This window comes from Paraburkholderia xenovorans LB400, from assembly GCF_000013645.1.
GTDB lineage: Bacteria > Pseudomonadota > Gammaproteobacteria > Burkholderiales > Burkholderiaceae > Paraburkholderia > Paraburkholderia xenovorans.
This window is the reverse complement of record NC_007951.1, coordinates 1,098,680-1,121,948: the sequence shown is the minus strand read 5'-3', so window position 1 is coordinate 1,121,948 and position 23,269 is coordinate 1,098,680. Positions and strand designations below refer to the sequence as shown.

21 protein-coding genes are annotated in these 23,269 nt (G+C 62.3%); 11 read left to right on the top strand and 10 right to left on the bottom strand.

Annotated features, from left to right (window positions below; genetic code table 11):
- Window positions 1–77 precede the first annotated feature (77 nt).
- From BXE_RS04870 to BXE_RS04860, 3 genes are all read right to left on the bottom strand, one after another.
- Window positions 78–935 carry a carbohydrate ABC transporter permease gene (locus BXE_RS04870; protein ID WP_011487284.1) on the bottom strand — a complete coding sequence of 286 codons (858 nt, stop codon included), beginning with the start codon at window positions 933–935 and terminating at the stop codon, window positions 78–80.
- Window positions 925–1,863 (bottom strand): carbohydrate ABC transporter permease, encoded by a 939-nt coding sequence (locus BXE_RS04865; RefSeq protein ID WP_011487283.1) that lies wholly within the window; start codon window positions 1,861–1,863, stop codon window positions 925–927. The genes BXE_RS04870 and BXE_RS04865 overlap by 11 nt, the downstream gene beginning before the upstream one ends.
- A gap of 201 nt (window positions 1,864–2,064) precedes the next feature.
- Window positions 2,065–3,312: an ABC transporter substrate-binding protein gene (locus tag BXE_RS04860; RefSeq protein WP_011487282.1), complete on the bottom strand. Its 1,248-nt coding sequence runs from the start codon at window positions 3,310–3,312 to the stop codon at window positions 2,065–2,067.
- A gap of 541 nt (window positions 3,313–3,853) precedes the next feature.
- Between BXE_RS04860 and zwf the strand changes: the two genes are divergently transcribed.
- The 3 genes from zwf (at window position 3,854) to BXE_RS04845 (ending at window position 8,099) form a co-directional block, all read left to right on the top strand.
- Window positions 3,854–5,317 (top strand): glucose-6-phosphate dehydrogenase, encoded by a 1,464-nt coding sequence (gene zwf, locus BXE_RS04855; RefSeq protein ID WP_011487281.1) that lies wholly within the window; start codon window positions 3,854–3,856, stop codon window positions 5,315–5,317.
- A 180-nt stretch (window positions 5,318–5,497) separates the two neighbouring features.
- Window positions 5,498–6,205: a 6-phosphogluconolactonase gene (gene pgl / locus BXE_RS04850; protein WP_011487280.1), complete on the top strand. Its 708-nt coding sequence runs from the start codon at window positions 5,498–5,500 to the stop codon at window positions 6,203–6,205.
- The gene (locus tag BXE_RS04845) at window positions 6,183–8,099 is read left to right on the top strand and encodes a bifunctional transcriptional regulator/glucokinase (RefSeq protein ID WP_007175889.1); all 1,917 of its coding nucleotides are present in this window, start codon (window positions 6,183–6,185) and stop codon (window positions 8,097–8,099) included. Before pgl ends, BXE_RS04845 begins: the two co-directional genes overlap by 23 nt.
- Before the next feature lie 157 nt (window positions 8,100–8,256).
- Here the strand turns inward: BXE_RS04845 and BXE_RS04840 are convergent, their stop codons facing one another.
- Window positions 8,257–9,045, bottom strand: a complete 789-nt coding sequence (locus tag BXE_RS04840) for a COG4705 family protein (protein WP_011487279.1) — start codon at window positions 9,043–9,045, stop codon at window positions 8,257–8,259.
- 315 nt (window positions 9,046–9,360) lie between these two features.
- On the opposite strand from BXE_RS04840, the gene BXE_RS04835 reads away from it, so the two are divergent.
- The 4 genes from BXE_RS04835 to BXE_RS04820 all read left to right on the top strand — a co-directional run bounded on the left by BXE_RS04835 (window position 9,361) and on the right by BXE_RS04820 (window position 13,095).
- Window positions 9,361–10,023 carry a response regulator gene (locus BXE_RS04835; protein ID WP_007175891.1) on the top strand — a complete coding sequence of 221 codons (663 nt, stop codon included), beginning with the start codon at window positions 9,361–9,363 and terminating at the stop codon, window positions 10,021–10,023.
- Window positions 10,020–11,381 carry an ATP-binding protein gene (locus BXE_RS04830; protein ID WP_011487278.1) on the top strand — a complete coding sequence of 454 codons (1,362 nt, stop codon included), beginning with the start codon at window positions 10,020–10,022 and terminating at the stop codon, window positions 11,379–11,381. The genes BXE_RS04835 and BXE_RS04830 overlap by 4 nt, the downstream gene beginning before the upstream one ends.
- Window positions 11,382–11,503: 122 nt before the next feature.
- Window positions 11,504–12,565: a catalase family peroxidase gene (locus tag BXE_RS04825; RefSeq protein WP_011487277.1), complete on the top strand. Its 1,062-nt coding sequence runs from the start codon at window positions 11,504–11,506 to the stop codon at window positions 12,563–12,565.
- The gene (locus tag BXE_RS04820) at window positions 12,562–13,095 is read left to right on the top strand and encodes a cytochrome b (protein WP_011487276.1); all 534 of its coding nucleotides are present in this window, start codon (window positions 12,562–12,564) and stop codon (window positions 13,093–13,095) included. The genes BXE_RS04825 and BXE_RS04820 overlap by 4 nt, the downstream gene beginning before the upstream one ends.
- Before the next feature lie 72 nt (window positions 13,096–13,167).
- Here BXE_RS04820 and BXE_RS04815 read toward each other — a convergent pair whose 3' ends face one another.
- Window positions 13,168–14,319, bottom strand: coding sequence for a porin (locus tag BXE_RS04815; protein ID WP_011487275.1), 1,152 nt, complete (start codon window positions 14,317–14,319; stop codon window positions 13,168–13,170).
- 384 nt (window positions 14,320–14,703) lie between these two features.
- A complete protein-coding gene (locus BXE_RS04810) occupies window positions 14,704–15,033 on the bottom strand; it encodes a hypothetical protein (protein ID WP_011487274.1) in 330 nt (109 codons plus the stop codon).
- Window positions 15,034–15,305: 272 nt separating this feature from the next.
- Here BXE_RS04810 and BXE_RS04805 point away from each other — a divergent pair, with 272 nt between their 5' ends.
- Window positions 15,306–15,737 carry a hypothetical protein gene (locus tag BXE_RS04805; RefSeq protein ID WP_233518820.1) on the top strand — a complete coding sequence of 144 codons (432 nt, stop codon included), beginning with the start codon at window positions 15,306–15,308 and terminating at the stop codon, window positions 15,735–15,737.
- Window positions 15,738–15,834: 97 nt separating this feature from the next.
- Here the strand turns inward: BXE_RS04805 and argE are convergent, their stop codons facing one another.
- Genes argE through BXE_RS04785 form a run of 4 tightly spaced genes read right to left on the bottom strand, consistent with a single transcriptional unit; the run spans window position 15,835 to window position 19,523 of the window.
- Complete coding sequence (gene argE, locus BXE_RS04800) at window positions 15,835–17,001, bottom strand: acetylornithine deacetylase (RefSeq protein WP_011487272.1); 1,167 nt, start codon at window positions 16,999–17,001, stop codon at window positions 15,835–15,837.
- Window positions 16,994–17,671 carry a DUF1028 domain-containing protein gene (locus BXE_RS04795; RefSeq protein ID WP_011487271.1) on the bottom strand — a complete coding sequence of 226 codons (678 nt, stop codon included), beginning with the start codon at window positions 17,669–17,671 and terminating at the stop codon, window positions 16,994–16,996. The genes argE and BXE_RS04795 overlap by 8 nt, the downstream gene beginning before the upstream one ends.
- Window positions 17,672–17,681: 10 nt before the next feature.
- Window positions 17,682–18,119, bottom strand: a complete 438-nt coding sequence (locus BXE_RS04790) for a RidA family protein (protein ID WP_007175901.1) — start codon at window positions 18,117–18,119, stop codon at window positions 17,682–17,684.
- A 54-nt stretch (window positions 18,120–18,173) separates the two neighbouring features.
- Window positions 18,174–19,523: a flavin-containing monooxygenase gene (locus BXE_RS04785; RefSeq protein ID WP_011487270.1), complete on the bottom strand. Its 1,350-nt coding sequence runs from the start codon at window positions 19,521–19,523 to the stop codon at window positions 18,174–18,176.
- A gap of 263 nt (window positions 19,524–19,786) precedes the next feature.
- Between BXE_RS04785 and BXE_RS04780 the strand changes: the two genes are divergently transcribed.
- The 3 genes from BXE_RS04780 to BXE_RS04770 all read left to right on the top strand — a co-directional run bounded on the left by BXE_RS04780 (window position 19,787) and on the right by BXE_RS04770 (window position 23,269).
- Entirely contained in the window at window positions 19,787–20,713 is a 927-nt protein-coding gene (locus tag BXE_RS04780; protein ID WP_011487269.1) for a LysR family transcriptional regulator, read from the top strand.
- 181 nt (window positions 20,714–20,894) lie between these two features.
- The gene (locus tag BXE_RS04775) at window positions 20,895–22,058 is read left to right on the top strand and encodes an SRPBCC family protein (RefSeq protein ID WP_011487268.1); all 1,164 of its coding nucleotides are present in this window, start codon (window positions 20,895–20,897) and stop codon (window positions 22,056–22,058) included.
- A gap of 29 nt (window positions 22,059–22,087) precedes the next feature.
- Window positions 22,088–23,269, top strand: coding sequence for an ABC transporter ATP-binding protein (locus BXE_RS04770; RefSeq protein WP_007175906.1), 1,182 nt, complete (start codon window positions 22,088–22,090; stop codon window positions 23,267–23,269).

Below are 23,269 nucleotides of genomic sequence, written 5' to 3'. Positions count from 1 at the left end.
ACGACGGCTTCGAATCGAACAGAAGCCGCCGCGCCCGGATGGTTTAACCTGGTGTTAGCCTGGACTCAGCCCGGCGTTCAGCCCTTCACCGCGCCTGCCGTCAGGCCGCGCACGAAATAGCGTCCGGCGATGATGTAGACCAGCAGCGTGGGCAATGCGGCGATGATCGCGCCGGCCATGTCCACGTTGTATTCCTTCACGCCGGTCGAGGTATTCACGAGGTTGTTCAGCGCCACCGTGATCGGCATCGAATCGACACCGGAGAACACGATACCGAACAGGAAGTCATTCCAGATCTGCGTGAATTGCCAGATCAGGCACACCATGAAAATCGGCAACGAAACCGGCAGCAGAATCTTCGTGAAGATCGTGAAAAACCCCGCACCGTCGATACGCGCCGCCTTCACGAGTTCAGCCGGAATGCTCACGTAGAAGTTGCGGAAGAACATCGTGGTGAAGGCGATACCGTAGACCACGTGCACCACTACCAGGCCGGTCGTGGTGTTCGACAGGCCGAGAAAGCCTTCGAAACGCGCCATCGGCAGCAGGATCGCCTGGAACGGAATGAAGCAGCCCACCAGGATCATCGTGAAGATCGGATCGGCGCCACGGAAACGCCAGTGCGTGAGCACATAACCGTTGAACGCGCCGATGATCGACGAGATCAGCACGGCGGGAATCACCATCCGCACCGAGTTCATGAAGAACGGCTGCATGCCGTCGCAACGCACGCCCGTACAGGCGCCGCTCCATGCCTTGATCCACGGATCCACGGTCCAGTGCGTGGGCGGCGTGAGCAGGTTGCCGGTGCGCAGCTGGTCGATGTCCTTGAACGACGTGGACAGCATCACGTACAGCGGAAACAGGAAATACAGGGCGAACAGGAACAGGGCCGCATAAATGACGGCACGGCTGATCGTCATCTTAGGCTGCATTGCGGGTGCTCCTCGATTCCAGATACATCAGCGGCACGAGCACGGCTACGACGGTGGCGAGCATCATCATCGACGATGCCGCGCCGACGCCCAGCTGCCCGCGATTGAACGAAAACGTGTACATGAAAATAGCCGGCAGCGACGACGACGTGCCCGGACCGCCCGCGGTCAACGCGACCACCAGGTCGAAGGTCTTGATCGTGATGTGGCAGAGAATCAGCAGCACCGAGAAGAACACCGGGCGCATGCTCGGAATCACGATCTTGCGGTAGATGGTGGGCAAGCCCGCGCCGTCCATCTGCGCGGCCTTGAAGATTTCCCCGTCCACGCCGCGCAGGCCCGCGAGAAACAGCGCCATCACGAAGCCGGTGGATTGCCACACGGCCGCGATCACGACGCAGAAAATCGCCTTGTCCGGGTCGCCCAGCCAGCTGAACGAAAAACTCGTCCAGCCCCAGTCGTGGAACACCTTCTCGAGGCCGATGCTCGGCGTCATGATCCATTGCCACGCCGTACCCGTCACGATGAACGAGAGCGCCATCGGGTAGAGGAACACGGCGCGCAGCGCGCCTTCGTTGCGGATCTGCTGATCGAGCAGGATCGCGAGAAAGAGACCGAGACCGATACAGATACCAATGAACGGGATGCCGAACCAGCCGAGGTTCGCAGCCGACGTCCAGAACACGTCGTTATCGAACAGTTCGCGATAACGATCGAGACCGACAAATTCATAACGAGGCATCAGTCGCGAATTGGACAGCGACAGATAGCCGGTGATTGCGATGAAGCCATACACGAAGATCAGGCTGATCACGACGCTGGGTGCGAGCACCAGCTTCGGAATCCAGCGATCGGCAAGGGCCGCCAGGGGCGACGCGCGGCGGGCGGCGGTGGCCGTTTTCCCGTTTCCGCTGATAGAAGCAGTCACTACTCGACTCCTGCTGAAACTGTACCGCCGGGACCTTCACGCTGAAAAAACGCGAGGTCGCAACGGCATAGGTGTGACTCTATGAAACCAGGTGAAGCCGCCTGCCGACGCAAGGAAGACAACCCCGGCAACCGGCGACACGAAGGGCGCACCCGGCGCCCGTTGCTGAACCGCCGGGCGCGCCGCTTCGCTTGACGCGACTTATTTGGTCTTCGCTGCCTTCGCGAGCGCGGCAACCGCGCTCTTCGAATCCTGCTGCGAGTTCATGAACTTCGTGACCACGTCGGAGATCGCGCCGGCTGCTGCATCCGGTTGCGCCATGCCGTGTGCCAGCGAAGGCACGTAGCCGCCCGACTTGATCGCCACCTGTTCATCCGCGTACGACTTCTTCGCGCAGTCGTCGAACTTGGCCATCGACACGCCCAGACGAACCGGGATGGAACCCTTGTTCAGGCTGAACTGTTCCTGGAAGTCAGGCGACATGATGGTCCTGGCCAGCGCGAGCTGACCCGGCGTGGCCGCCTTCGCACCCTTCTGCTGGAAGAACACGAACGAGTCGACGTTGAACGTGTACGACTTCTCCGTGCCCGGCACCGCGGCACAGATGTAGTCCGAGCCCGACTTCTTGCCGGCGTTGGCGAATTCGCCCTTCGCCCAGTCGCCCATGAACTGCATGCCGGCCTTGCCATTGATGACCATTGCCGTTGCCAGGTTCCAGTCGCGGCCCGTGCGGCCCGCGTCGAAGTAACCCTGAATCTTGCGGACCGTGTCGAACACGCCGACCATCTTGTCCGAGGTCAGCGTCTTTTCGTCGAGGTCCACCAGCGCCTTCTTGTAGAAGTCCGCGCCTTGCGACAGCACGACGTCTTCCCACAGCGTCAGGTCCTGCCACGGCTGGCCGCCCATCGCGATCGGCTGGATGCCCGCGGCCTTCATCTTGTCGGCCACCGCGAAGAATTCAGGCCACGTGGTCGGCGCCTTGCCGCCCGCCTTGTCCAGCGCCGCCTTGTTGATGTACAGCCAGTTCACGCGGTGCACCGAGAACGGTGCGGCGACGTAGTGACCGTCCGCACGGATGATCTTGTCGATTTCCGGCGGCAGGTTCTTCTTCCAGTCGCCAGCAACGGAGTCGATCGGCACGAGCACGCCTTGCTGCGCCCAGTCCTGGATCAGCGGACCCTTGATCTGCGCGGCGCTCGGCGCGTTGCCCGAGATCACCTGCGTCTTGAGTGCCGTCATGGCAGCCGCGCCGGCGCCACCCGCAACCGCGAAGTCCTTCCACGTGTAACCCTGCTTCGTCATGTCGTCCTTGAGGACGCCGACGGCTTTCGATTCGCCGCCCGAGGTCCACCAGTGCAACACTTCGATCGACTCGGCAGCCTGCACCGCCGAGACGCCACACATCAGACCTGCGGCGCACAAAGCGCCCATGATCGCGCGAAATTTCATTGCTTATCTCCTCCAGACACCTGAACAAAAAACAAATGGCCCCTGATGTCGCCAGGGTGCTGTGGTTGGTTCAAACAGGCAAAACACTGGGCGATCGAGCACGGTCGGGCGCATGCGCGAGGCATGTGCCGGCGGACCGATGTCCGGCCGCTGGAAGCTCAAGAGATGAGTGGTTCGGGATGCAACTGACTGTCTCCTCTTTTGATTTTTGCCTGCCCGCGTCGCGCGCGGCAGACTCGAGGTGCCTTGCACGTCAACCTGGGGCAGACCCTGCCGGCCGCTCAACCGCCCGGCTTTCCGCAAGGTCCACCGGGCATGCTGGCAAGTGCCGGCACGCAATGTCCGTTAACATGCAGGGGACGCCTGCCGATTCGGGAAAACGCGCCTCCAGACTCACAGCGCACGCTTTTTTCATCGAATTAGCGCTACCTCTTGATTTGGATTGTAGTTAAACTACAATTCAGTGTCAAAAAAAATTTTATCGGACTACGGTCGCGCTGCCCCTCACTTTCCGCGGCCCCAGGACAATCGACGGAGACTCATGCAAACCGATTCAAGCTTCACCTTCGTTCTCTTCGGCGGCACCGGCGATCTGTCGATGCGCAAGATCCTGCCGGCACTGTTTGAAGCACATCGCGCAGGCGGCATGCTGGCCGACAGCGGCAAGATCGTCGCGGTGGCCCGGCACGCGGCGGATCGCAGCGAGTATTTGCAGCGGGTGAACGAGCACGTCAAACCGCATGTGTCGAAGAACGGTGTGGACGAAGCGGCATGGGCGAGCTTTCTGAAGCGCATCGAGTTCGTGAAGATCGACCTCGGCAACCCGGACGACTTCGCCCTTCTGCGCGACGCCATTCAGGACCTGCCCGGCATCCGCGTGTTCTATCTGGCCACCGGCCCGTCGCTGTTCGTGCCGATCTGCCACGCGCTCGCCTCGGTGGGATTGAATGCGAACGCCCGCATCGTGCTGGAAAAGCCGCTCGGCTACGACCTCAAGTCGTCCAACGCAATTAATGATGCGGTCGGCGAAATCTTCGCCGAAGAGCAGATCTACCGCATCGACCACTACCTCGGCAAAGAACCGGTGCAGAACCTGCTGGCGCTGCGCTTCGGCAATGCGCTGTTCGAGCCGCTGTGGCGCCGCGAGTGGGTCGAAAGCATTCAGATCACGATCGCCGAAGAACTCGGCGTGGAAGCGCGCGGCGACTTCTACGACAATACCGGCGCGCTGCGCGACATGGTGCAGAACCATTTGCTGCAGTTGCTTTCCATCGTCGCGATGGAGCCGCCGCATTCCATGGATTCGGATTCGGTGCGTGACGAAAAGCTGCGCGTGCTGCGTGCGCTCAAGCCTGTCGATTCGCGCGATATCGGCAAGGTGGCCGTGCGCGGCCAGTATCATTCGGGAGTGATTCGCGGCACTTCCGTGCCGGCGTATGCAACGGAGCCTGGCGTCAGGCCAGACAGCACGACCGAGACTTTCGTCGCGCTGAAGGTCGAGATCGAAAACTGGCGCTGGGCCGGCGTGCCGTTTTTCCTGCGCACCGGCAAGCGGCTGGCCGATCGCGTCGCCGAGATCGTGGTGAACTTTCGCGCCGTGCCGCATTCGGCGCTGGGCGCCTCCGCGCTGCGCGCCGGCGCGAATCGCCTGGTGATCCGCCTGCAGCCGAACGAGACCATTCGCCTCTACTGTCTCGCGAAGCAGCCCGGCGAAGGCATGAATCTCGCCAGCGTCCACCTCGACCTCGCGTTCGACCAGTTCTTCCGCGAAGGGCAAATGGAAGCGTATCAGCGTCTGCTGCTCGACGTGATCAACGGCCGCCTCGCGCTGTTCGTGCGGCGCGACGAGCAGGAAGCCGCATGGCGCTGGGTCGAACCGATCCTGAACGAATGGAAGGCGTCGAACAAGCCGCCCAAGCCGTATGCTTCGGGCACATGGGGACCGGCCGCATCGAGTGCGATGCTGGCGCAGCACGGCACCTGCTGGCTCGAAGAAGAGAATTGAATCGCGGCGCCACGTCGTATTCCGCGGAACACGGCGTGGCGCCTGTAAGACCCACCGACGAACTGAACGGAATGGCGCCGGTATCACGAGGGCGCCTGCAAGTCATCCACCTTGCAGGCATCGCGTGAGAGCAGTACGGCACATTCCGCAGATCCAACAAGAAAGCAGCACGGAGGAGAAGTGATCGAGCTTCACGCTTTCGACGATCAACGCGCCCAGTCTGACGCGTTGGCGAAAGCGGTTGGCGACGCGCTACATGCGTCGCTCGCCGCACAGGCCGCCGGTGCCGCCACCGGCGCGCGCCAGGCAATGCTTGCAGTGTCCGGCGGCAGCAGTCCACGGCCGTTCCTGCAGACCTTGTCCACGCAGTCCTTCGACTGGCCACGGATCGCCGTGACGCTGGTCGACGACCGCTGGGTGCCCGAAACGGACAGCGCGAGCAATTCGCAGCTGGTGCACGCCACGCTGTTGCAGAACGCCGCGAAAGACACCGCGTTCTGGCCGCTCGTGGACACCACGCAGGATCTCGACGCGCATGTCGCCGCGCTGAACGCCGACGCGCGTTTCAGCAGCGTGCCCGACGTCGCGATTCTCGGCATGGGCGAAGACGGCCACACCGCGTCGATCTTTGCCGACTCGCCCGAATGGGACCATGCGATCACCACCACCGAGCGCTTCGTTGCCGTGCATCCCGGCAGCGCGCCGCATGCGCGCGTGAGCTGGTCGCTATCCGCGTTGAAGGATGTGAAGCACCTGTTTTTGCTGATTGCGGGACCGCGCAAGATGGACGTGCTGAATGCCGCGTCCGCTTCGCTACAAAAAAATGCCATCTCACAGTTGGCAAACGACAAGGGAGTGAGACTCGATGTCTACTGGTGTGCAAACTAAGGCTGCTCCGGGCGCGGGCCAGCACGCCGATGGACCCAGGCTGCTGGCCGATATCGGCGGCACCAACGCGCGCTTCGCGCTGGAGACGAGTCCGGGCGAAATCGGTTCGGTGAAGGTCTACCCGTGCGCGGACTATCCGGGTGTTGCCGAAGTCATCAAGAGGTATCTGAAGGACACTAAAATCGGCCGCGTGAATCACGCGGCGATTGCGATTGCGAACCCGGTCGACGGCGATCAGGTGAGCATGACGAATCACGACTGGAGCTTTTCGATCGAAGCCACGCGCCGCGCGCTCGGCTTCGACACGCTGCTGGTGGTGAACGACTTCACCGCGCTGGCTATGGCGCTGCCCGGCCTCACCGACGCGCAGCGCGTGCAGGTGGGCGGCGGCACGCGCCGGCCGAACAGCGTGATCGGCCTGCTCGGGCCGGGCACCGGCATGGGCGTATCCGGCCTGATTCCCGCCGACGACCGCTGGATCGCGCTCGGCAGCGAAGGCGGCCACGCCACCTTCGCGCCGGCCGACGAACGCGAAGACATCGTGCTGCAATACGCGCGCAAGAAGTGGTCGCACGTGTCGTTCGAACGCGTGGCCGCGGGTCCCGGCATCGAAGTGATCTACCGTGCGCTCGCGGGCCGCGACAAGAAGCGCGTGGCGGCCAACGTCGACACGATCGAGATCGTCAAGCGCGCAATGGAAGGCGAGCCGCTCGCGGCCGAATCCGTCGACGTGTTCTGCGGCATTCTCGGCACCTTCGCCGGCAATATCGCGGTGACGCTCGGCGCGCTGGGCGGCATCTATATCGGCGGCGGCGTGGTGCCGCGGCTCGGTGAGCTCTTCGCGCGCTCGTCGTTTCGCAAGCGCTTCGAAGCCAAGGGCCGCTTCGAGGCCTACCTGCAGAATGTGCCGACATATGTGATTACCGCCGAATATCCCGCGTTCCTCGGCGTCTCGGCAATTCTCGCCGAACAGTTGTCGAACCGCGCGGGCGGCAGTTCATCGGCAGTGTTCGAGCGGATTCGCCAGATGCGCGATGCGTTGACGCCGGCCGAGCGCCGCGTGGCCGATCTCGCGCTGAACCATCCGCGTTCGATCATCAACGATCCGATCGTCGATATCGCGCGCAAGGCCGACGTGAGTCAGCCTACCGTGATCCGCTTCTGCCGTTCGCTCGGCTGCCAGGGCCTGTCCGATTTCAAGCTGAAGCTGGCAACGGGCTTGACCGGCACGATTCCCGTGAGCCACAGCCAGGTGCATCTGGGCGACACGGCCACGGACTTCGGCGCGAAGGTGCTGGACAACACCGTGTCCGCGATCCTGCAGTTGCGCGAGCATCTGAACTTCGAGCATGTCGAGCGGGCCATTGATCTGCTGAATGGCGCGCGGCGCATCGAGTTCTATGGCCTCGGCAATTCGAACATCGTCGCGCAGGACGCGCACTACAAGTTCTTCCGCTTCGGCATTCCGACGATTGCGTATGGCGACCTGTACATGCAGGCGGCGTCGGCGGCCTTGCTCGGCAAGGGCGATGTGATCGTGGCGGTGTCCAAGTCGGGGCGCGCGCCCGAACTGCTGCGCGTGCTGGATGTGGCGATGCAGGCCGGCGCCAAGGTGATCGCGATCACGTCGAGCAATACGCCTTTGGCCAAGCGGGCCACGGTTGCGCTCGAAACCGATCACATTGAAATTCGCGAGTCGCAGTTGTCGATGATTTCGCGGATTCTGCATCTCGTGATGATCGATATTCTTGCTGTCGGGGTAGCGATCCGCCGAGCGGTGCCGAGCGCCGATGTGGCGGAGACGGTCGCCAAGGCGCGCCAGGGCGCCGACGATGATGCGACTGCCGTGCTGGATTGGCTGAGCCACGGCGCGGCTTCTTCGGCGCGGGATTGATGTTGAACGGCCCGCGCCGTGCGGCGTGGTGGTTTGCCTGCGGTGCCGGCCTTTCCTTGACGTTACGGCGGCTCAAGCGTGTTGCCCCGTGCGGGCTACGCTTATGCATGTGTATTGACGCGGAGTCGGCCGTCTCCGCAATCTTCCGGCGCCCGTATCACGCAGCGGTTTCCCTCCTCGCAGACCGCTGCGGAATCAGCACGATACACGCCACGATAAAGGCAAGCAGGATACCGGACGCATACAAACGGCTGACGTGAAGTCCGCCCTGCGCCAACGGCTTGTCGAGGAAGTCCCCCAAGGTCGCGCCGAGTGGCCGCGTCAGAATGAACGCCGCCCAGAAAAGCGCGGTGCGCGACACGCGCGTCCAGAAATAGAGAGCGGCTACCACTGCCAGGCCGGCGCCAAAGAGCATCGCGCCATATTCGTATCCAATCCCGAGACCGCCACGGTCATCACCCGCCACCCAGTCCCCGAGCGCCGTGCCGAGCGTCTGCGAGAACAGGATCGTGATCCAGTAAAACCATTCGGCTCTGGCTGTGACGATGCTCTCGACCGAGACCGTCCCCTCCGATCGATACCATACGGCGAGACTGCCGATCAACAAGGCAACGACAATGGCGGTGCCGCCGGGATAGCCGACGCCCAGCGATCTGTCGGCAAAGTCCGCCATTGTCGTGCCCAGCGTGGTCGTGGCGACGATCGTCGCCCAGTACAGGAAGCGATGGAAATCCCGTGCCGTCACCTGCGCAGAAACCAGGCCAACGAACAGCACGAGGAAGATCGCCGAGCCGACCAGGTAGCCGAGGTTCAGCGACATGGATACCCAGTCGCCGCCGGTTTCACCCAGCGTGGTCGCGGCCACCTTGATCACCCAGAATCCGATCGTTACTTCGGGAACCTTGCTGACAGCCTGTCCGGCAAAGCTCGCAGTGCTTCCTTTCATATCACACTCCTGTTTTCATCGAGGTTTGGTCGAGCGTGTGCATGCACGTCCCGAAATCGTGGCGTAGCGGTCCAGGTCTGCGTGCAGCACGTCCAGTGGGAAAATCCGGAATATCAATTCAGACTCCGAAGAAAAACGCATCGTGAAAGGCCTGCGCTCCATCACTATCCTTGCCGTCGCCACCGGCCCGTACCCGGTACGGCACGCCTGTTTACCCAGGACCGGATGATATTGACCGAACGCTTAACAATCGCTTAAGGAAACGTTAATTACAGATGCGCGACAATGGCGCCTGGTGATAACGCAGGAGGCTCGATGCGTCTGCTTCTGGTGGAAGACGACGAAATGATCGCGGAGACGGTGCTCGAATCGATGGGGCGCGAAGGATATGCGATCGACTGGGCTCAGGACGGCCGGGCAGCCGAGTTGTCGCTCGGCAATGGCGTGTATGACCTTGTCCTGCTGGACCTCGGCCTGCCCAGGAAAGACGGCATCGATCTGCTCGATAGCTACCGCAAACAGGGCGGCCTGGCCCCCGTCATCATTCTGACGGCACGCGATTCGGTGAACGACCGCATTCGCGGTCTCGACGCGGGCGCCGACGACTACCTGATCAAGCCCTTCGATCTCGATGAACTGGCAGCGAGAGCGCGCGCCTTGTTGCGGCGGCGAACCGGCCAGAAACAGCCCATCTATGCACATGGCGAGCTGACGCTCGACCCCGCCGCCCATGAAGTGAGAAAAAACGGCATACCGATGGCTCTCGTACCACGGGAGTTCGCATTGCTGCAGGCGCTGATCGAAGAGCCTGCACGCGTATTCACCAGAAGCGAACTCGAGGACAAGCTGTACGGATGGGGCGAAGAAGTGGGCAGCAACACAATCGAAGTGCACGTGCACAGTCTGCGGCGCAAGATCGGCGCGGAACAGATCGTAACGGTGCGCGGCGTCGGCTATCGTCTGAAGAGGCGTGAATGAGGTCGATCCGCAGCTGGCTGCTCGGCTGGCTCATCTGCGGCCTCGCGGCCGCCGCCGGTATTGCCGCATTCGCGATCTTTCATACGGCTCGCGAAGAAGCAAACGAGCTATTCGACTATGAACTGCGCACCGTCGCGTTGTCGTTACCGTCGAATCTCGAAACGGCGGAGACCGTCGAACAACAGGGCGCCGAGTTCGAAGGCATTTCGGACGACCGGATTCTGATCGAGATATGGGACAAGGAAGGCGCGCTCGTCTATCACTCACGGCGCTCGCCGGTGCTCGCTCGCCTGCCGCAGGGAATCCGCACCATCGAGCGGGGCGAGGGTCATTGGCGCGTCTTCGGGTTGCAACAGCCCGATCGCTTCGTCCAGGTGGCGCAACCGGTCTCCGTGCGGGAAGCGCTGGCGCTGCACCTCGCGCTCCACACCCTGTGGCCGCTAGGCGTGCTGATGCCCGTGACCATCGTGCTGGTGCTGCTGGTCGTCGCGAGAGGTCTTGCACCGATTGGCGGACTATCCCGTCTGCTCGCCACGCGTTCGCTCGATTCGCTGGAACCATTGCGCTTCGGCGGTAGCGTGCCTGTCGAAATCCGTCCGCTCGTCAGCGCTCTGAACGACCTGCTGCAGCGTCTGAACGTGGCCTCGCAGGCGCAGCGCACGTTCATCGCCGATGCCGCCCACGAGCTTCGCTCGCCGCTTGCCGCGCTGAAACTGCAGTTGCAGGCCGCGTCGAAGAACGGCACCCTGAAGGACGATGGCCACACGATCGGGCGGATCGACACGCGGCTCAACCGTATCATCCGGCTCGTGCAGCAACTACTGACCCTCGCGCGCGAGGACGCTCTGCCTGCAAGCGAAAGCACATCGGTCAGTCTGCGGAGAATCGGCGAGCAGGCGGTCAGCGATTTCTCGCTGCTCGCGGAAGATCGGCAAATCGATCTGGGCCTGGAGTTCCGGTATCCGGTAACGCAAAAGGACCCCTGCAACGTGCTGGCCGATCCACATGGGGTGAGCGTGCTGCTGAATAATCTGATCGACAATGCGATCCGTTACACGCCGCAAGGCGGCAAGGTCGACGTCGTGCTGACGCTCATTGCAGGCCGCATGGCTTTCGCCGTGGTGGACAACGGCCCCGGCATTCCCGAAAAAGACATGGAGCGCGTACTCGACCGCTTCCACCGCGGTGAGCACACGAGGGGCACGGGCAGCGGACTCGGGCTCGCCATTGCCGCCCGTATTGCGCAGCGACAGCAGCTCACGCTTTCATTGGCGAATAACGGCGATGGAGCCGGCCTGACGGTGTCCGTGAGCGGATTCGCCAGCGCAGGCGAGCGGGAATCCGCGACCAACGCATAAGTGGCGCCCGGCGCGGCCGCAGAAAGCCTGGCGGCAGCCGAGCAAGCTCCACGGATCAATGGCACTATTGTCGCCACCCTGCTAGATTTCCATTCAGCCGAATCATTGATCGGGAGAGATCGATGGCCGACAGACCGACATCCAGTACGTCCGCAGTCCGTTCGCTGGTTCTGATTGCAGTCATCGTGGTTGCGCTGGTCGCGGCCTTCGCCTATACGGGCGGCTGGCTCTCGCCAGGGCGGCTCACGCCGGCAAAGATCGTCAACGGCCTGGCGCCGCCGGGCGGCGCGGCGCTCGGCTTCCGGCGCAATCACGCCAAGGGCATCTGCTTTACCGGCAGCTTCGAATCGAATGGCGCGGCTGCGGCCCTCTCCAGGGCGCCGATGTTAGCGCCCGGCTCGTATCCGGTCACGGGGCGTTTCAACCTCGCTACGGCCGACCCCAAGGCGCCCGATGCCACGGTTCGCGTACGCGGCCTGAGTCTGCGCATCGTCGCGCCGGACAGAAGCGAATGGCGCTCGGCAATGATCGATGCGCCCGTCTTCCCGGTCGCCACGCCGCAGGCCTTCTACGCTTTGCTCGAGGCGTCGGCCAACAAAAGCGACCCGGACGCCATGAAGAACTTCGCCGCCGCGCACCCGGAGTTCGGCGCTTTTGTCGCGTGGGCCGGCAGCGCGCCGTGGACGGGCTCTTACGCGCAGGAACGGTACAACAGCCTCAACAGCTTCATCTTCACCAACGCCGCGGGAGAGGATCAGGCCGTGCGCTGGTCCTTCGTGCCGGCCGCGCAGCCCGAGGCCGTACCCGTCGACCAGTTGAAGGCACGTGCCGCCGACTTCCTCGCCGCGGATATCACGCAGCGGGTACAAAGCGGACCGCAACGATGGACTCTGGTCGTCACCGTCGCCAATCCCGGCGACCCGACCGCCGACCCCAGCAAAGCCTGGCCGGAGGATCGGCGCAAAGTCGAGGCGGGGACGCTGGTGGTCAACGCGATCGAACCCGAGGCTGACGGGCCGTGTCGCGATCTCAACTTCGATCCCACCGTGCTGCCGCCAGGCATGCATGTTTCGGACGACCCGTTTCCCGCTGCGCGCTCAGCCGCCTATTCCGTGTCGTTCAATCGGCGCACCGCCGAGGATAAGGACTATCCGCGCCATCCGGCGGGAGGAGCCACGCCATGACCCCGAGCCACGATCGCTTCACACCGCTGCAGCGCGCCCTTCACTGGCTCATGGCGATCTGCATTCTGGCAATGCTGTTCATCGGTGTCGGCATGGTGTCCACCATTCGCCCGGACTATCTTTCGCTGGTGTCGATCCACAAGCCGCTGGGTATCGTGATTCTCGTGCTGGCGCTGATCCGCCTCGTGGTCCGGTTGACGCGCGGCGCGCCACCGCTGCCGGCGTCGATGCCGGAACCGATGAAACTCGCCGCCCACCTGTCGCATCTCGCGTTCTATCTGCTGATGATCGGGCTTCCGCTGATCGGATGGGGCATGCTGTCCGCCGCGGACTATCCCGTCGTGGTGTTCGGGATGCACCTGCCATCCATCCTGCCGCATAGCAACGGGCTGCACACGCTGCTATGGAACGCGCACCGGGTGCTCGCGCTGTGCTTCTTTGCGCTGATCGTGCTTCACCTGGCAGCGGCGCTGTTGCACGCGCTGGTCAGGCGTGACGGTGTGTTCCAGGCAATGGCGCCCTGGCGGTGAGAGACGCAGCGACCCTGCGCGTCATTGAAAGACTCGCACGACGAACGACTCTCGACCGCGCCGCCTTGCACTTTAAAACCGGGTTCGCAAGCCGACGGTTCCGACCACCTGGTTCGCGCTCGACGACGCGCCGCCCGAGGTGTTCACAAACGCAACGTACTGCTTGCCGCTCACGTGCTGATACATGCCTTCGGCGTAGACATCGGTCCGCTTCGAGAGCGAATAGATCAGTTGCGCATTGACCTGGTTCCACTTGGGGTCCGTGCCGTAGGTCGTCGTGCGACTCACGTGGCCGTCCGTGTAGACGTAAGCGACACCGGCCTTCAGGGCCGGCGTCAGTGCATAACGGCCGTTCACTTCAAAGTTGTCGAAGCGCACCGTGCCGCCGGCCGATCCAAATGACTTCGTACCTTGATACTGGCTATGCGAATACACAAAGCCGAGCACAGCGGGGCCAAACGCGTAGTTCACGCCGGCGGCGGCCACGCGTTGCACGTCCGCGCCGAGCTGGAATCCGGCCGTGCCGTTTGCTGTCGATTCGGCCGTGTCGATTGCACCAGAGGTATTCGCGCTGTTCGATCCATTGATCTGCAGGTAGCTGGCCGCGAGGTTTAGCGGCCCCTGCCCGTAACTTGCCCCAACGCTGTATACGCGATTCGAGCTGAAGTCCGTGCTGTTGGAGAACGCGTAAAGTCCTCCGAACTTCAAACCTGCAATGCTGTGGCTGTTGAACTTGACAGCGTTGTTGATGCGGACGGAGTAGTCCAGATTATCGTTGTCGAATGGGTGCGAGAAGCCCGTCTTGCCGAACGACGAAGCCACCTCGGATAGCGGCGCGACGAAGTCGACACCCGAGTCGTACTGGCGGCCAAGCGTCAGCGTCCCGTACTGAGTACTGTCGATACCAACGTAGGCCTGGCGGCCGAACAGGCGGTTGTTCTGCCCAAGCTTGCCGTTCTGGAGGTTGAACCCGTTCTCCAGCACGAAGACCGCATGGAGTCCGCCGCCGAGATCCTCGTTACCGCGCAGGCCGAACTGGCTTCCGTTGATGTTGCCGCTCGTCGCCTGAATGAGAGCGCCTTGGGAAGACCCTTTCCTGACGTTATTCGTGTACATGAGTCCGGCGTCAATCAGGCCGTAGAGTGTGACTGAATTCTGGGCATGCGCGAGTGGAGCGATCAGGCTCGCGGCGACAGTAGCGCCCAGGACAAGCTTCTTGGTCAAGGTTGACTCCGGAAAGATGGTGATATTGCGGGATATGCCATTAGCGGGAGTCGATGCTAGAAGTCTGTCCGTTGTAGCGGAAATGATCTCTTGTTATATAGAAATCGCCGATTGTGTTATCGGCGAATGAATGGGAGAGTCGGCCTGGCTGGATAGAATGGTGTACTGAACATTTATCCAGACCGGGACGTTAACGCGAAAACCCTTTCGGGACGGCGCTTTGCGCTTGAGCGTCCAGCGCGTCGCACGCTACTGCCGAGCGTGGGCAGAGAGCGCTTACACCAGCTTTTGCGCGAACCCGCTGGCGGCGATTCATCTGCACCGTGTAACAGACCTTTCCAGATTGCAGCACGGATTCGCCATACCGGCGGTCATCCGGGACAGCTAATGAACAGCCAATGGAAGGTTAATGGACGACCCACCCGACCCACTTTCCTTTTTGTCCCGTGGCATGAAGTCCGTTACCTGAAGCGCAACCGTGCCCGAGCTGGCAATCAGGCGTTTCCTGCCGGCTGGAACCAGGATACGGTCCAGAAACGTGTAGAAGAGTTCGAGTTGTCTCGCATCCGAAGCCCGCGACTCCAGGTCGAACACGTCTTCGAGCACGCGGCGCGACACGTAGAAACGTTGAAGTCCGTGGGTAATACGAACCTGGAAGACGACGCCGTCGCTGTTGTGCGGCACCGCTGCCCAAATGAGCACATGGCTACTCATGAAGCCCCCGTGGATCATGATCTTCAGAGCAAAAGCTGGTCGATCCATAATCGCACAGGCGAATATTTTTCAAAATTGTGACAGCCAGCCATTCGACATTTTTACCACGCCCTCTATTGCGACGTAGCAGACTACCTATAGACTGGAAGACGAACTGTGCACCCGTGCGCTCGCAGTTCTGATATAAGTGAAAACGCGCCGGGAAGGCTCCTCAGTAATCACACGCCCCATTCGCCCCTGTACTCCATGTCTTCGCACAAGCGGCGGCTCGCATGCCGGCCCATTCCAGTTCGCTAATTTACGCATTCGCTTTGCCCTGCCCGTCGGGAGCAAACACAATCTGGAGAGTTTTGATGAGCAAGAAATCGTTTTCCGACGATGCCGGCGACTCGAATGAAACAACTGAACAGGCGCTGGTAGCGTTGACGGCACAGATCAAGGCGTTCGTCGAGAACAGGTCGCTGGACAGCCGGTTTGCCGCGAAACTCGTACGGCGAATGAAAAAGGAAGCCGATGCCATTTCGCAGCAAGGCAGCAATGCGACGAAGCCTGGGCAGAAGGAGCTAAAGAAGGCATTCGACGCAGTGGACGAAGCGCTGCGCAACCACGACGCAGCATTACTGGTCACGGCCAACGCGGCGCTGCGCGAGACGGACGATACGAGCACTAGCAAGAAGTCGCAGCAACGGTCGGCAAAGAAATGATCGGACCTCTGTGCGCCGGGAGCGTCCATGCTCCGCGGGCAGGCAGCGTCGTAACGCATCTTTCGGTTCAGATGTCCCGCCCGTCCCGCGCGGAACCTCAGGCGAGATTGGCCGACAGATGGTCCGCCAGACGAATCAGCATCGCATCGCACTGGCGCAATTGCTCGACGCTGACGAACTCGTCCGGCTTATGCCCCTGGTCCATGCTGCCCGGTCCGCAAACCACCGTGGGAATGCCAGCCTGATCGAAGAGGCCGCCCTCGGTGCCGAACGCAACCGTGCCGAACTCGGTGGAACCGCTGAGCAGCGCCACGAGACGCGCCGCTTCGCTATCGGGCGAAGTAGCCAATCCCGGGTAGGCGGAGAGCGACTGAAAACGGATGTCGGTGTCGGACTTCACGGCGCGCATCTTCGGCAGCAATTCGGCTTCGGCGTAGGTCTGCAACTCGTCGGCTACCTGGTGGGCGTCAAAGCCGGGCAGCGCCCGCACTTCGAAGTCGAATTCACATTCGGCGGGCACGATGTTGAGCGCGTGGCCGCCTTTGATCACACCCGTCTGCACGGTGGAGAACGGCGGATCGAATCGCTCGTCGTGATGCTCGGGCCGCGCCAGTTGCTCGCCAATCTCTTCCAGATGGCCGATCATTCGCGCCGCGTATTGAATGGCATTGACGCCGTACGGCGCGTAAGCCGAATGGCAAGCCGCACCTTTCACGTGACAACGCATCGCCAGCTTGCCCTTGTGACCCAGCACCGGCTTGAGTTCGGTCGGCTCGCCGATCAGGCACAGAGCCGGCTTATGCGGGCGCCGCTCCAGTTCCGCCAGCATGGGCCGCACGCCGAGGCATCCCACTTCCTCGTCGTACGAAAAGGCGAGATGGACCGGCAGCTTCAGTTCGCGCTCAAGAAACACAGGCACTGCCGCCAGCACCGAAGCGATGAAGCCCTTCATGTCGGCCGTGCCGCGGCCATAGAGCCGCCCGTCGCGTTCGGTAAGGCGGAAGGCGTCGACGGTCCACGCCTGGCCGTCGACCGGCACCACGTCGGTGTGACCGGACAGCACGATACCGCCGCGCTCACGCGGACCGATGGTCGCGAACAGATTCGCCTTGGTACGCCCGGCGTTGTAGAACAGCTCGCTCCCGACTCCGAGTTCCCCGAGGTAATCCCGAATGAATCCGATCATGTCCAGATTGGACTCGCGGCTGACCGTGGCGAAGCCGATCAGTTGTTCCAGCAGCGCCTGGCTGGATCGGTCACTCATCGCCTGGCACTCCGTAGCTGGGCGCGGCAGTCGGATTCAGCGCCCGGGTCACGTAATCCTGCATCTGCGGCCGATATGCGTGCCATAGACGGTCGAGCTGGCCGAGGGGATCCTCATCCGCCCAATCGACCCGCAAATCGACGATCGGCCAACTCGGTTCGCCGACAATACTGAGCGCCGCCGAATGCACGGGCCCTGCTTCGCCGCCGGCCGCCATTGCGGCATGCATGGCCGCTAACAGACGATCGGCGAGCGTGCCCGTTGCCTGCTCGAACGCCGGAACCATCGCCTCGATCACTTCGACGCCGGCGAGCATGTTGCCCGCGGCCACACATTGCTTGCCGGCCACGGCGTGATACGTGCCCAACGCTTCCTTGCCGCTGAAGAACGCGGTACGGCCCTGGCTATCGATTACCGTCACCTGCCGGTACTCGCTCCATTCGTTCGCGCCAAGCGCGTGCTCCAGCGCGGCGGCCGGTTCGGATGATCCGTTCTCCAGAAGATCGAGAATCTGCGGGCCGAGCGCCGGCAGCGTGACGTTCTGCGTCGCCACCGCGCCCACGCCTGCGCGAACCCAAGGGCACCGGGCGCCCACCGCGATGCTGGACGAACTGATAGCGATTCCAAGCTGCCCGGATTCAGGACAACGTCCGACGATAGAGAATGTCATGTCCCGCTCCTTAGGCTGTCGGCGGCGTCCATCCATCCGGAATGACGGCGACGACATCGATCTCAATCAGCCACTGCGGCTGGCCGAGCGCGACCACTACGAGGCCGGTGGAAATCGGAAACACGCCCTTCAACCACTTGCCGACTTCCTGATAGACCGGCTCGCGGTAGCGGATGTCGGTCAGGAACGTGGTTGTCTTGACGACGTGCGACAGATCGCTGCCCGCTTCCGCGAGCAACTGTTTGACGTTCTTCATCGCCTGCTCGGCCTGGGCGCGCGGATCGCCGAGGCCGACCAGCCGGCCTTCGAAATCCGTGCCCACCTGGCCGCGCACATAAACGGTATTGCCGGCGCGCACGGCCTGGCAAAGATCGTTGTCGAGTGTCTGGTTCGGATACGTATCCTTCGTGTTGAACATGCGGATACGGGTGTGCGTGGGTTGGCTCATCAATGCACCTCAATGCTGGGGAGAAACGGATCGCGGTTTAAAGAAGCATACACATCAATTCACGCCCAACTCGCTGACTTTGTGAACGCGTGAATCGGCGGACGTGTTGCCGGTGCTTTGCTCGCTGCCGCCCTGTGCATGGCGTTGCGAGTCGTCGTAATAGGCGAGATATTTGCGCTGCGTGACGATGTGATCGGCAATGTGCTTCGCGTCGTGCCACACGCCCCAGATAAAAGCGGAACCGCGACGCGACAGCCAGGGCAAACCGAGAAAATAGATGCCCGGCTCCTTCGCCACGCCGCGTTGATGTTTCGGCTTACCCTTTTCATCGAAAGCGTCGACGTTCAGCCAGCTGAAATCGAGTGCATAGCCAGTCGCCCAGACAATCGACGTCACGCCGGCTTTCGCCAGATCGAGATCGTGCAACGGATGGGTCACGCATTCCGGATCCGCGGGAATGACGCGGGCTTCGGGTTCCTCCGGAAGATCGAGGCCGTTGCGGGCGGCATAGGCGTCGGCCGCATCCAGCAGCGACAGATAGTTCTCGTCGCCGCGCGCGATGTTCTCCGCGAGATCCGTTTCGAAAGTCGCCACGCCGTTGTCGAACGATTTCGTCAATCCGACCAGCGTGATGCCCTGATTCGCGAGACGCCGGAAGTCCACCGTATGGCCGCCACGCGCGCCGCTCACCGCAATCGTGACGTGTTCCCTGCCGGGTTTCATGACCTCCGCGTCCCATTCGCCGAGCACGCCCAGCCACCAGCAGAAGTCGCGGCCGCGATAGGCGCGCGGCGGACGGTCATGCGCGCCGACCGACAGATAGACGCGCCTGCCCGCACGTTGCAACTCGTCCGCGATCTGCACGCCCGACGATCCGCCGCCCACCACCAGCACGCCTCCTTCGGGCAATTGCCCCGGATTGCGATAGTCGGCGGAATGAATCTGCGTGAGACTCGAATCTTGCGGCGCGATCGGCGGAATGACCGGGCGCTGGAAAGGTCCGGTTGCAACCACCACGCGCCTGGCCTCGATCGTGCCTTCCGACGTTTCGATCGTGAAGCCCTGCCGCCCCGCATTGCGCACGACGTTCTTCACTTCCACGCCGGTGCGGATCGGCGCATCGAACTTCTTCGCATAAGCGACGAAGTAATCCGCGACCTGCTCTTTCGGCGCGAAAGCGTCCGGGTCGACATCGGCAAACTCGAGATTGGGGAAACGGTCGTGCCATGCGGGGCCGTTGGCAACCAGCGAATCCCAACGCCCCGTGCGCCAGCGCTCGGCGATACGGGCGCGCTCGAGGACGAGGTGCGGCACGCCGAGCCTGCTCAGGTGTTCGCTCATGGCGACGCCGGCCTGGCCGGCGCCGACCACCAGCGTATCGATTGACGTTGTTTCCACTGTCATGGCTGTGTCCTTCTGAAAGACGGAATGTTTCGATCCGGTTGCGGCTTCGCGGCCTTCGAACGCTCGCAACCGTGGCGGACCCAGTCGTGTTTTCCGGTGGCGCATGCCGCCTTGGGCCGTTCGTGCTCGTGAAAATCTACGCGCCCGTCCGGAATCTGAAAAATATATTTAAAAAATGCATAGCATCGGATTTTCCTATGCATGCCTTTTTGACCGCCCCACAATCCCATCCATTGAAGGCCTCGAACAGGGAGCATAAGTCGATGGAGAGTCACCCCCTGCGCTACTCGCTGCGCCAGTTGCGTTACTTCGTGATCACTGCGGAAGCGCTGTCTTTCACGGCCGCCGCGAAGCGTCTGCACATCTCGCAGCCGTCGATCTCGACGGCGCTTGCGGACTTGGAAGTGTCGTTCGGCGTGCAACTCTTCATACGGCATCACGCGAGCGGCCTCTCGCTCACGCAAGCGGGGCGCGATCTGCTCGGGCAAGCGCGCAATCTGCTGAAGATCGCGGAAGAACTACAGATGGCCGCCAAGGAAATGGACGGCGGCATGACGGGCGCCATCGCGCTCGGCTGCCTCGTCTCGCTCGCGCCGCCGCTCATGCCGAGGCTCATCAGCCGCTTCACGGCCGAACACGCGGGCATCTCGTTCCGTACCGTGGAGGCGCACCAGGATGGGCTGTTGCGCGGCCTGCACGACGGCTCGCTCGACATCGCCCTCACCTACAGCCTCGATTTGACCGAGGATATCGCCTTCACGCCACTGCTTTCGCTGCCGCCCTACGCGATCCTGCCGAGAACGCACCGCCTCGCGCGCGCCCGCAAGGTATCGCTCGCAGACCTTCTGCCCGAGCCGTACGTGATGCTCGACCTGCCGCACAGCCGCGAGTATTTCGCCGCGCTCTTCGATGCGGTGGGCAACCGCCCCGTGCCGGCGTTCCGTTCGTCGCAGCCAGAAGTTGTGCGCGGCATGGTGGCCAACGGTCTCGGCTATAGCCTGCTCAACTTCCCGCTCAAATCGAATCGCACCGTGGATGGCGAAGAGTTCGTCATTAAACGCTTCAAAGACAACGTCAACGCGACGATGCTCGGCATCGCACAATCGCGCACGATGAAACCGCGCCAGGTGGTGCATCGTTTCGCGTCGTTCTGCGAGACCTATATTCGCCGACTGCACCTCGACGATTGATGGGCAAAGCATGTTCGCCCGCTTTCAGCCCGGCGCACGCTGCATAGGTAAAAACTTTGCTTTGTATCTGAAAACAATATTTTGGCTTGCAATTTGGCTTGATAGATTGGTGTCCATGTTGAGCGCTGCACCACCAAACCTAGTGCTGGCGCGCTCTTACCGTGATAAATAGGAGGACGCCATGACCAACCCGGCAAGGACGATTGCAGTGCAAGCGCTTGTCGACGAGTTGCAAACGGGTTGCGAGCGGCCCTTCAGCGACGCGCATGCAATGCCGCCCGGTGTCTATACGTCGCCCGAATTTCTCACACTGGAAGAGCGCGCTATCTTCGAGCGCGAATGGCAATGCGTCGGCCGCGCCAGTGCGCTCAAAGTACCCGGCGATTACCTGACGACGCGTATAGGCACACAACCCATCGTCATCTTGCGCGACGAACAGATGCAGCTCAAGGCAATGTCGAATGTGTGCCTGCATCGCATGTCGGTACTGCTCGAAGGGCGCGGCAATGTGCGTCGCGTCGTGTGCCCCTATCACGCATGGAACTATTCGCTGGACGGTGCGCTGCAAGGCGCGCCGCTGATGGATCGGCAGGAAGGCTTCTGCAAGGAGGCCTACAAGCTGCCCGCCGTACGCTGCGAAGAATGGCAAGGCTGGCTCTACGTGACTCTCGACGAAACCGCGCCGCCCGTTCATCTGCAACTCGCCAGATTGAGCGAACTGGTCGGCGCATACGGTATGTCGGACTACATTGAAACCTTCCATGAAGAGCACGTGTGGGACACGAACTGGAAGATCCTCGCGGAAAACTTCATGGAGAGCTATCACCTGCCGATGCTGCATCGCGCGACGGTAGGACCGCATTCGCGGCTCGAGGAAATGGAATGCCCGCCGGGCTATCCCGCCTTCAACTATCACTGGATCACGAAGGAAGCGAGCTTGCCGATCGGCAATGCGCATCCGGATAACACGCGTCTCACGGGGCACTGGCGCAAAACTACGGCACTGCTTGCAATCTATCCGACGCATCTCGTCACGCTCACGCCGGGTTACTTCTGGTATCTCGTGCTGCAGCCTCAAGGTGTGGGACGCGTGCATATCCGCTTCGGCGGCGGCCTTGCGCCGGAGTTCATCGCGGATCCCGAAGCCAACGCGCACATGACGACGCTAAAGAAGCTGCTCGACGAAGTTAACGCGGAAGACAAACGCGGCGTGGAAGCAGTCTTTCGCGGCGTGCACGCGCCGCTCGCGCGGCCCGGCCACCTGAGCCATCTCGAACGCCCGAACTACGACTTCGCGCGCTACCTTGTGAGCAAAATCGCCGCGACCCAGCTCGGCACGCATTGAACCCGCTTCATCGACAGGACGCAATTACGATGTCAAACCCTTCCTTCATTTCGTTCTCGGGCGTGAGCAAAACGTATGACGGCACGCAATATGTCGTCGACGATTTGAACCTCGACGTGCGCAAGGGAGAATTCCTGTCGCTGCTCGGTCCGTCCGGCTCGGGCAAGACGACGACGCTCATGATGCTCGCGGGGTTCGAATCGCCCACGCACGGCGAGATCCGGCTCGACGGCCACCGGCTCGACGACAAGCCGCCGCATCAACGCGACATCGGCATGGTGTTTCAGAACTACGCGCTCTTTCCGCATCTGACGATTGCGGAGAACGTCGCATTTCCGCTTTCCGTGCGGCACGTGAGCCGCGCCGAGCAGAAGACGCGCGTGAAACGCGCACTTGAAATGATCGAGTTGCCGCATCTGGCGAACCGGCGGCCCGTGCAACTCTCGGGCGGACAGCAGCAGCGCGTGGCGCTCGCCCGCGCACTCGTGTTCGAACCGAGCGTGGTGCTGATGGACGAACCGCTCGGCGCGCTCGACAAGCGCCTGCGCGAAACCATGCAATACGAAATCATGCGCCTGCATCGCGAACTGTCGCTCACGATCGTCTACGTGACGCACGATCAGGCCGAAGCGCTGACCATGTCCGATCGCGTGGCCGTGTTCTCGGATGGCCGTATCCAGCAGGCCGCCACGCCGAGCGAACTCTATGAGAATGCGCAGAACGCTTTCGTTGCTAATTTCGTCGGCGAGAACAACGGGTTGATCGGGCGCGTCGTCAATGTGCGCGACGACTGGGCGACGCTCACGATCTCGGACGGCAGCGTGATTCGCGGCCGTTGCGAACCCGGCCTGCGCGCCGGCGACGAAGCGATGCTCGCGCTGCGCCCCGAACGCGCGCATATCCCGAGCGCGGAAGGCATCCAGGTCGATGAGCACAGCAACGTGGTGCGCGCGCGCGTCGAGGAACTGGTGTATTGCGGCGACCATCATCGCGTGCATCTGAAGCTCGGCTCGCGCGATTCCATCGTCGTGAAAGTGCCCAACACGCAGCGCCACGCGCTGCCCTCGCCCGGCAGCGAGATCGAAATCGCATGGCGCCACGACGACTGCAAGATTCTCGCGGCCAGCGCGCCACGCAGCGCGCCCGCGCTCCAGGTATCCACACCGCCTTCACCTTCCATCATCACTACAGCAGCCGCAGGAGCCAACTGA

Coding starts and splice junctions, on each gene's coding strand:
- BXE_RS04770 (WP_007175906.1), top strand. CDS start 22,088: ATGTCAAACCCTTCCTTCATTTCGTTCTCGGGCGTGAGCAAAACGTAT.
- BXE_RS04775 (WP_011487268.1), top strand. CDS start 20,895: ATGACCAACCCGGCAAGGACGATTGCAGTGCAAGCGCTTGTCGACGAG.
- BXE_RS04845 (WP_007175889.1), top strand. CDS start 6,183: ATGTCTACTGGTGTGCAAACTAAGGCTGCTCCGGGCGCGGGCCAGCAC.
- argE (WP_011487272.1), bottom strand. CDS start 17,001: ATGAGTGACCGATCCAGCCAGGCGCTGCTGGAACAACTGATCGGCTTC.
- BXE_RS04835 (WP_007175891.1), top strand. CDS start 9,361: ATGCGTCTGCTTCTGGTGGAAGACGACGAAATGATCGCGGAGACGGTG.
- BXE_RS04785 (WP_011487270.1), bottom strand. CDS start 19,523: ATGACAGTGGAAACAACGTCAATCGATACGCTGGTGGTCGGCGCCGGC.
- BXE_RS04805 (WP_233518820.1), top strand. CDS start 15,306: ATGCCGGCCCATTCCAGTTCGCTAATTTACGCATTCGCTTTGCCCTGC.
- BXE_RS04840 (WP_011487279.1), bottom strand. CDS start 9,045: ATGAAAGGAAGCACTGCGAGCTTTGCCGGACAGGCTGTCAGCAAGGTT.
- BXE_RS04820 (WP_011487276.1), top strand. CDS start 12,562: ATGACCCCGAGCCACGATCGCTTCACACCGCTGCAGCGCGCCCTTCAC.
- BXE_RS04825 (WP_011487277.1), top strand. CDS start 11,504: ATGGCCGACAGACCGACATCCAGTACGTCCGCAGTCCGTTCGCTGGTT.
- BXE_RS04870 (WP_011487284.1), bottom strand. CDS start 935: ATGCAGCCTAAGATGACGATCAGCCGTGCCGTCATTTATGCGGCCCTG.
- BXE_RS04860 (WP_011487282.1), bottom strand. CDS start 3,312: ATGAAATTTCGCGCGATCATGGGCGCTTTGTGCGCCGCAGGTCTGATG.
- BXE_RS04790 (WP_007175901.1), bottom strand. CDS start 18,119: ATGAGCCAACCCACGCACACCCGTATCCGCATGTTCAACACGAAGGAT.
- zwf (WP_011487281.1), top strand. CDS start 3,854: ATGCAAACCGATTCAAGCTTCACCTTCGTTCTCTTCGGCGGCACCGGC.
- BXE_RS04780 (WP_011487269.1), top strand. CDS start 19,787: ATGGAGAGTCACCCCCTGCGCTACTCGCTGCGCCAGTTGCGTTACTTC.
- BXE_RS04830 (WP_011487278.1), top strand. CDS start 10,020: ATGAGGTCGATCCGCAGCTGGCTGCTCGGCTGGCTCATCTGCGGCCTC.
- BXE_RS04810 (WP_011487274.1), bottom strand. CDS start 15,033: ATGAGTAGCCATGTGCTCATTTGGGCAGCGGTGCCGCACAACAGCGAC.
- BXE_RS04795 (WP_011487271.1), bottom strand. CDS start 17,671: ATGACATTCTCTATCGTCGGACGTTGTCCTGAATCCGGGCAGCTTGGA.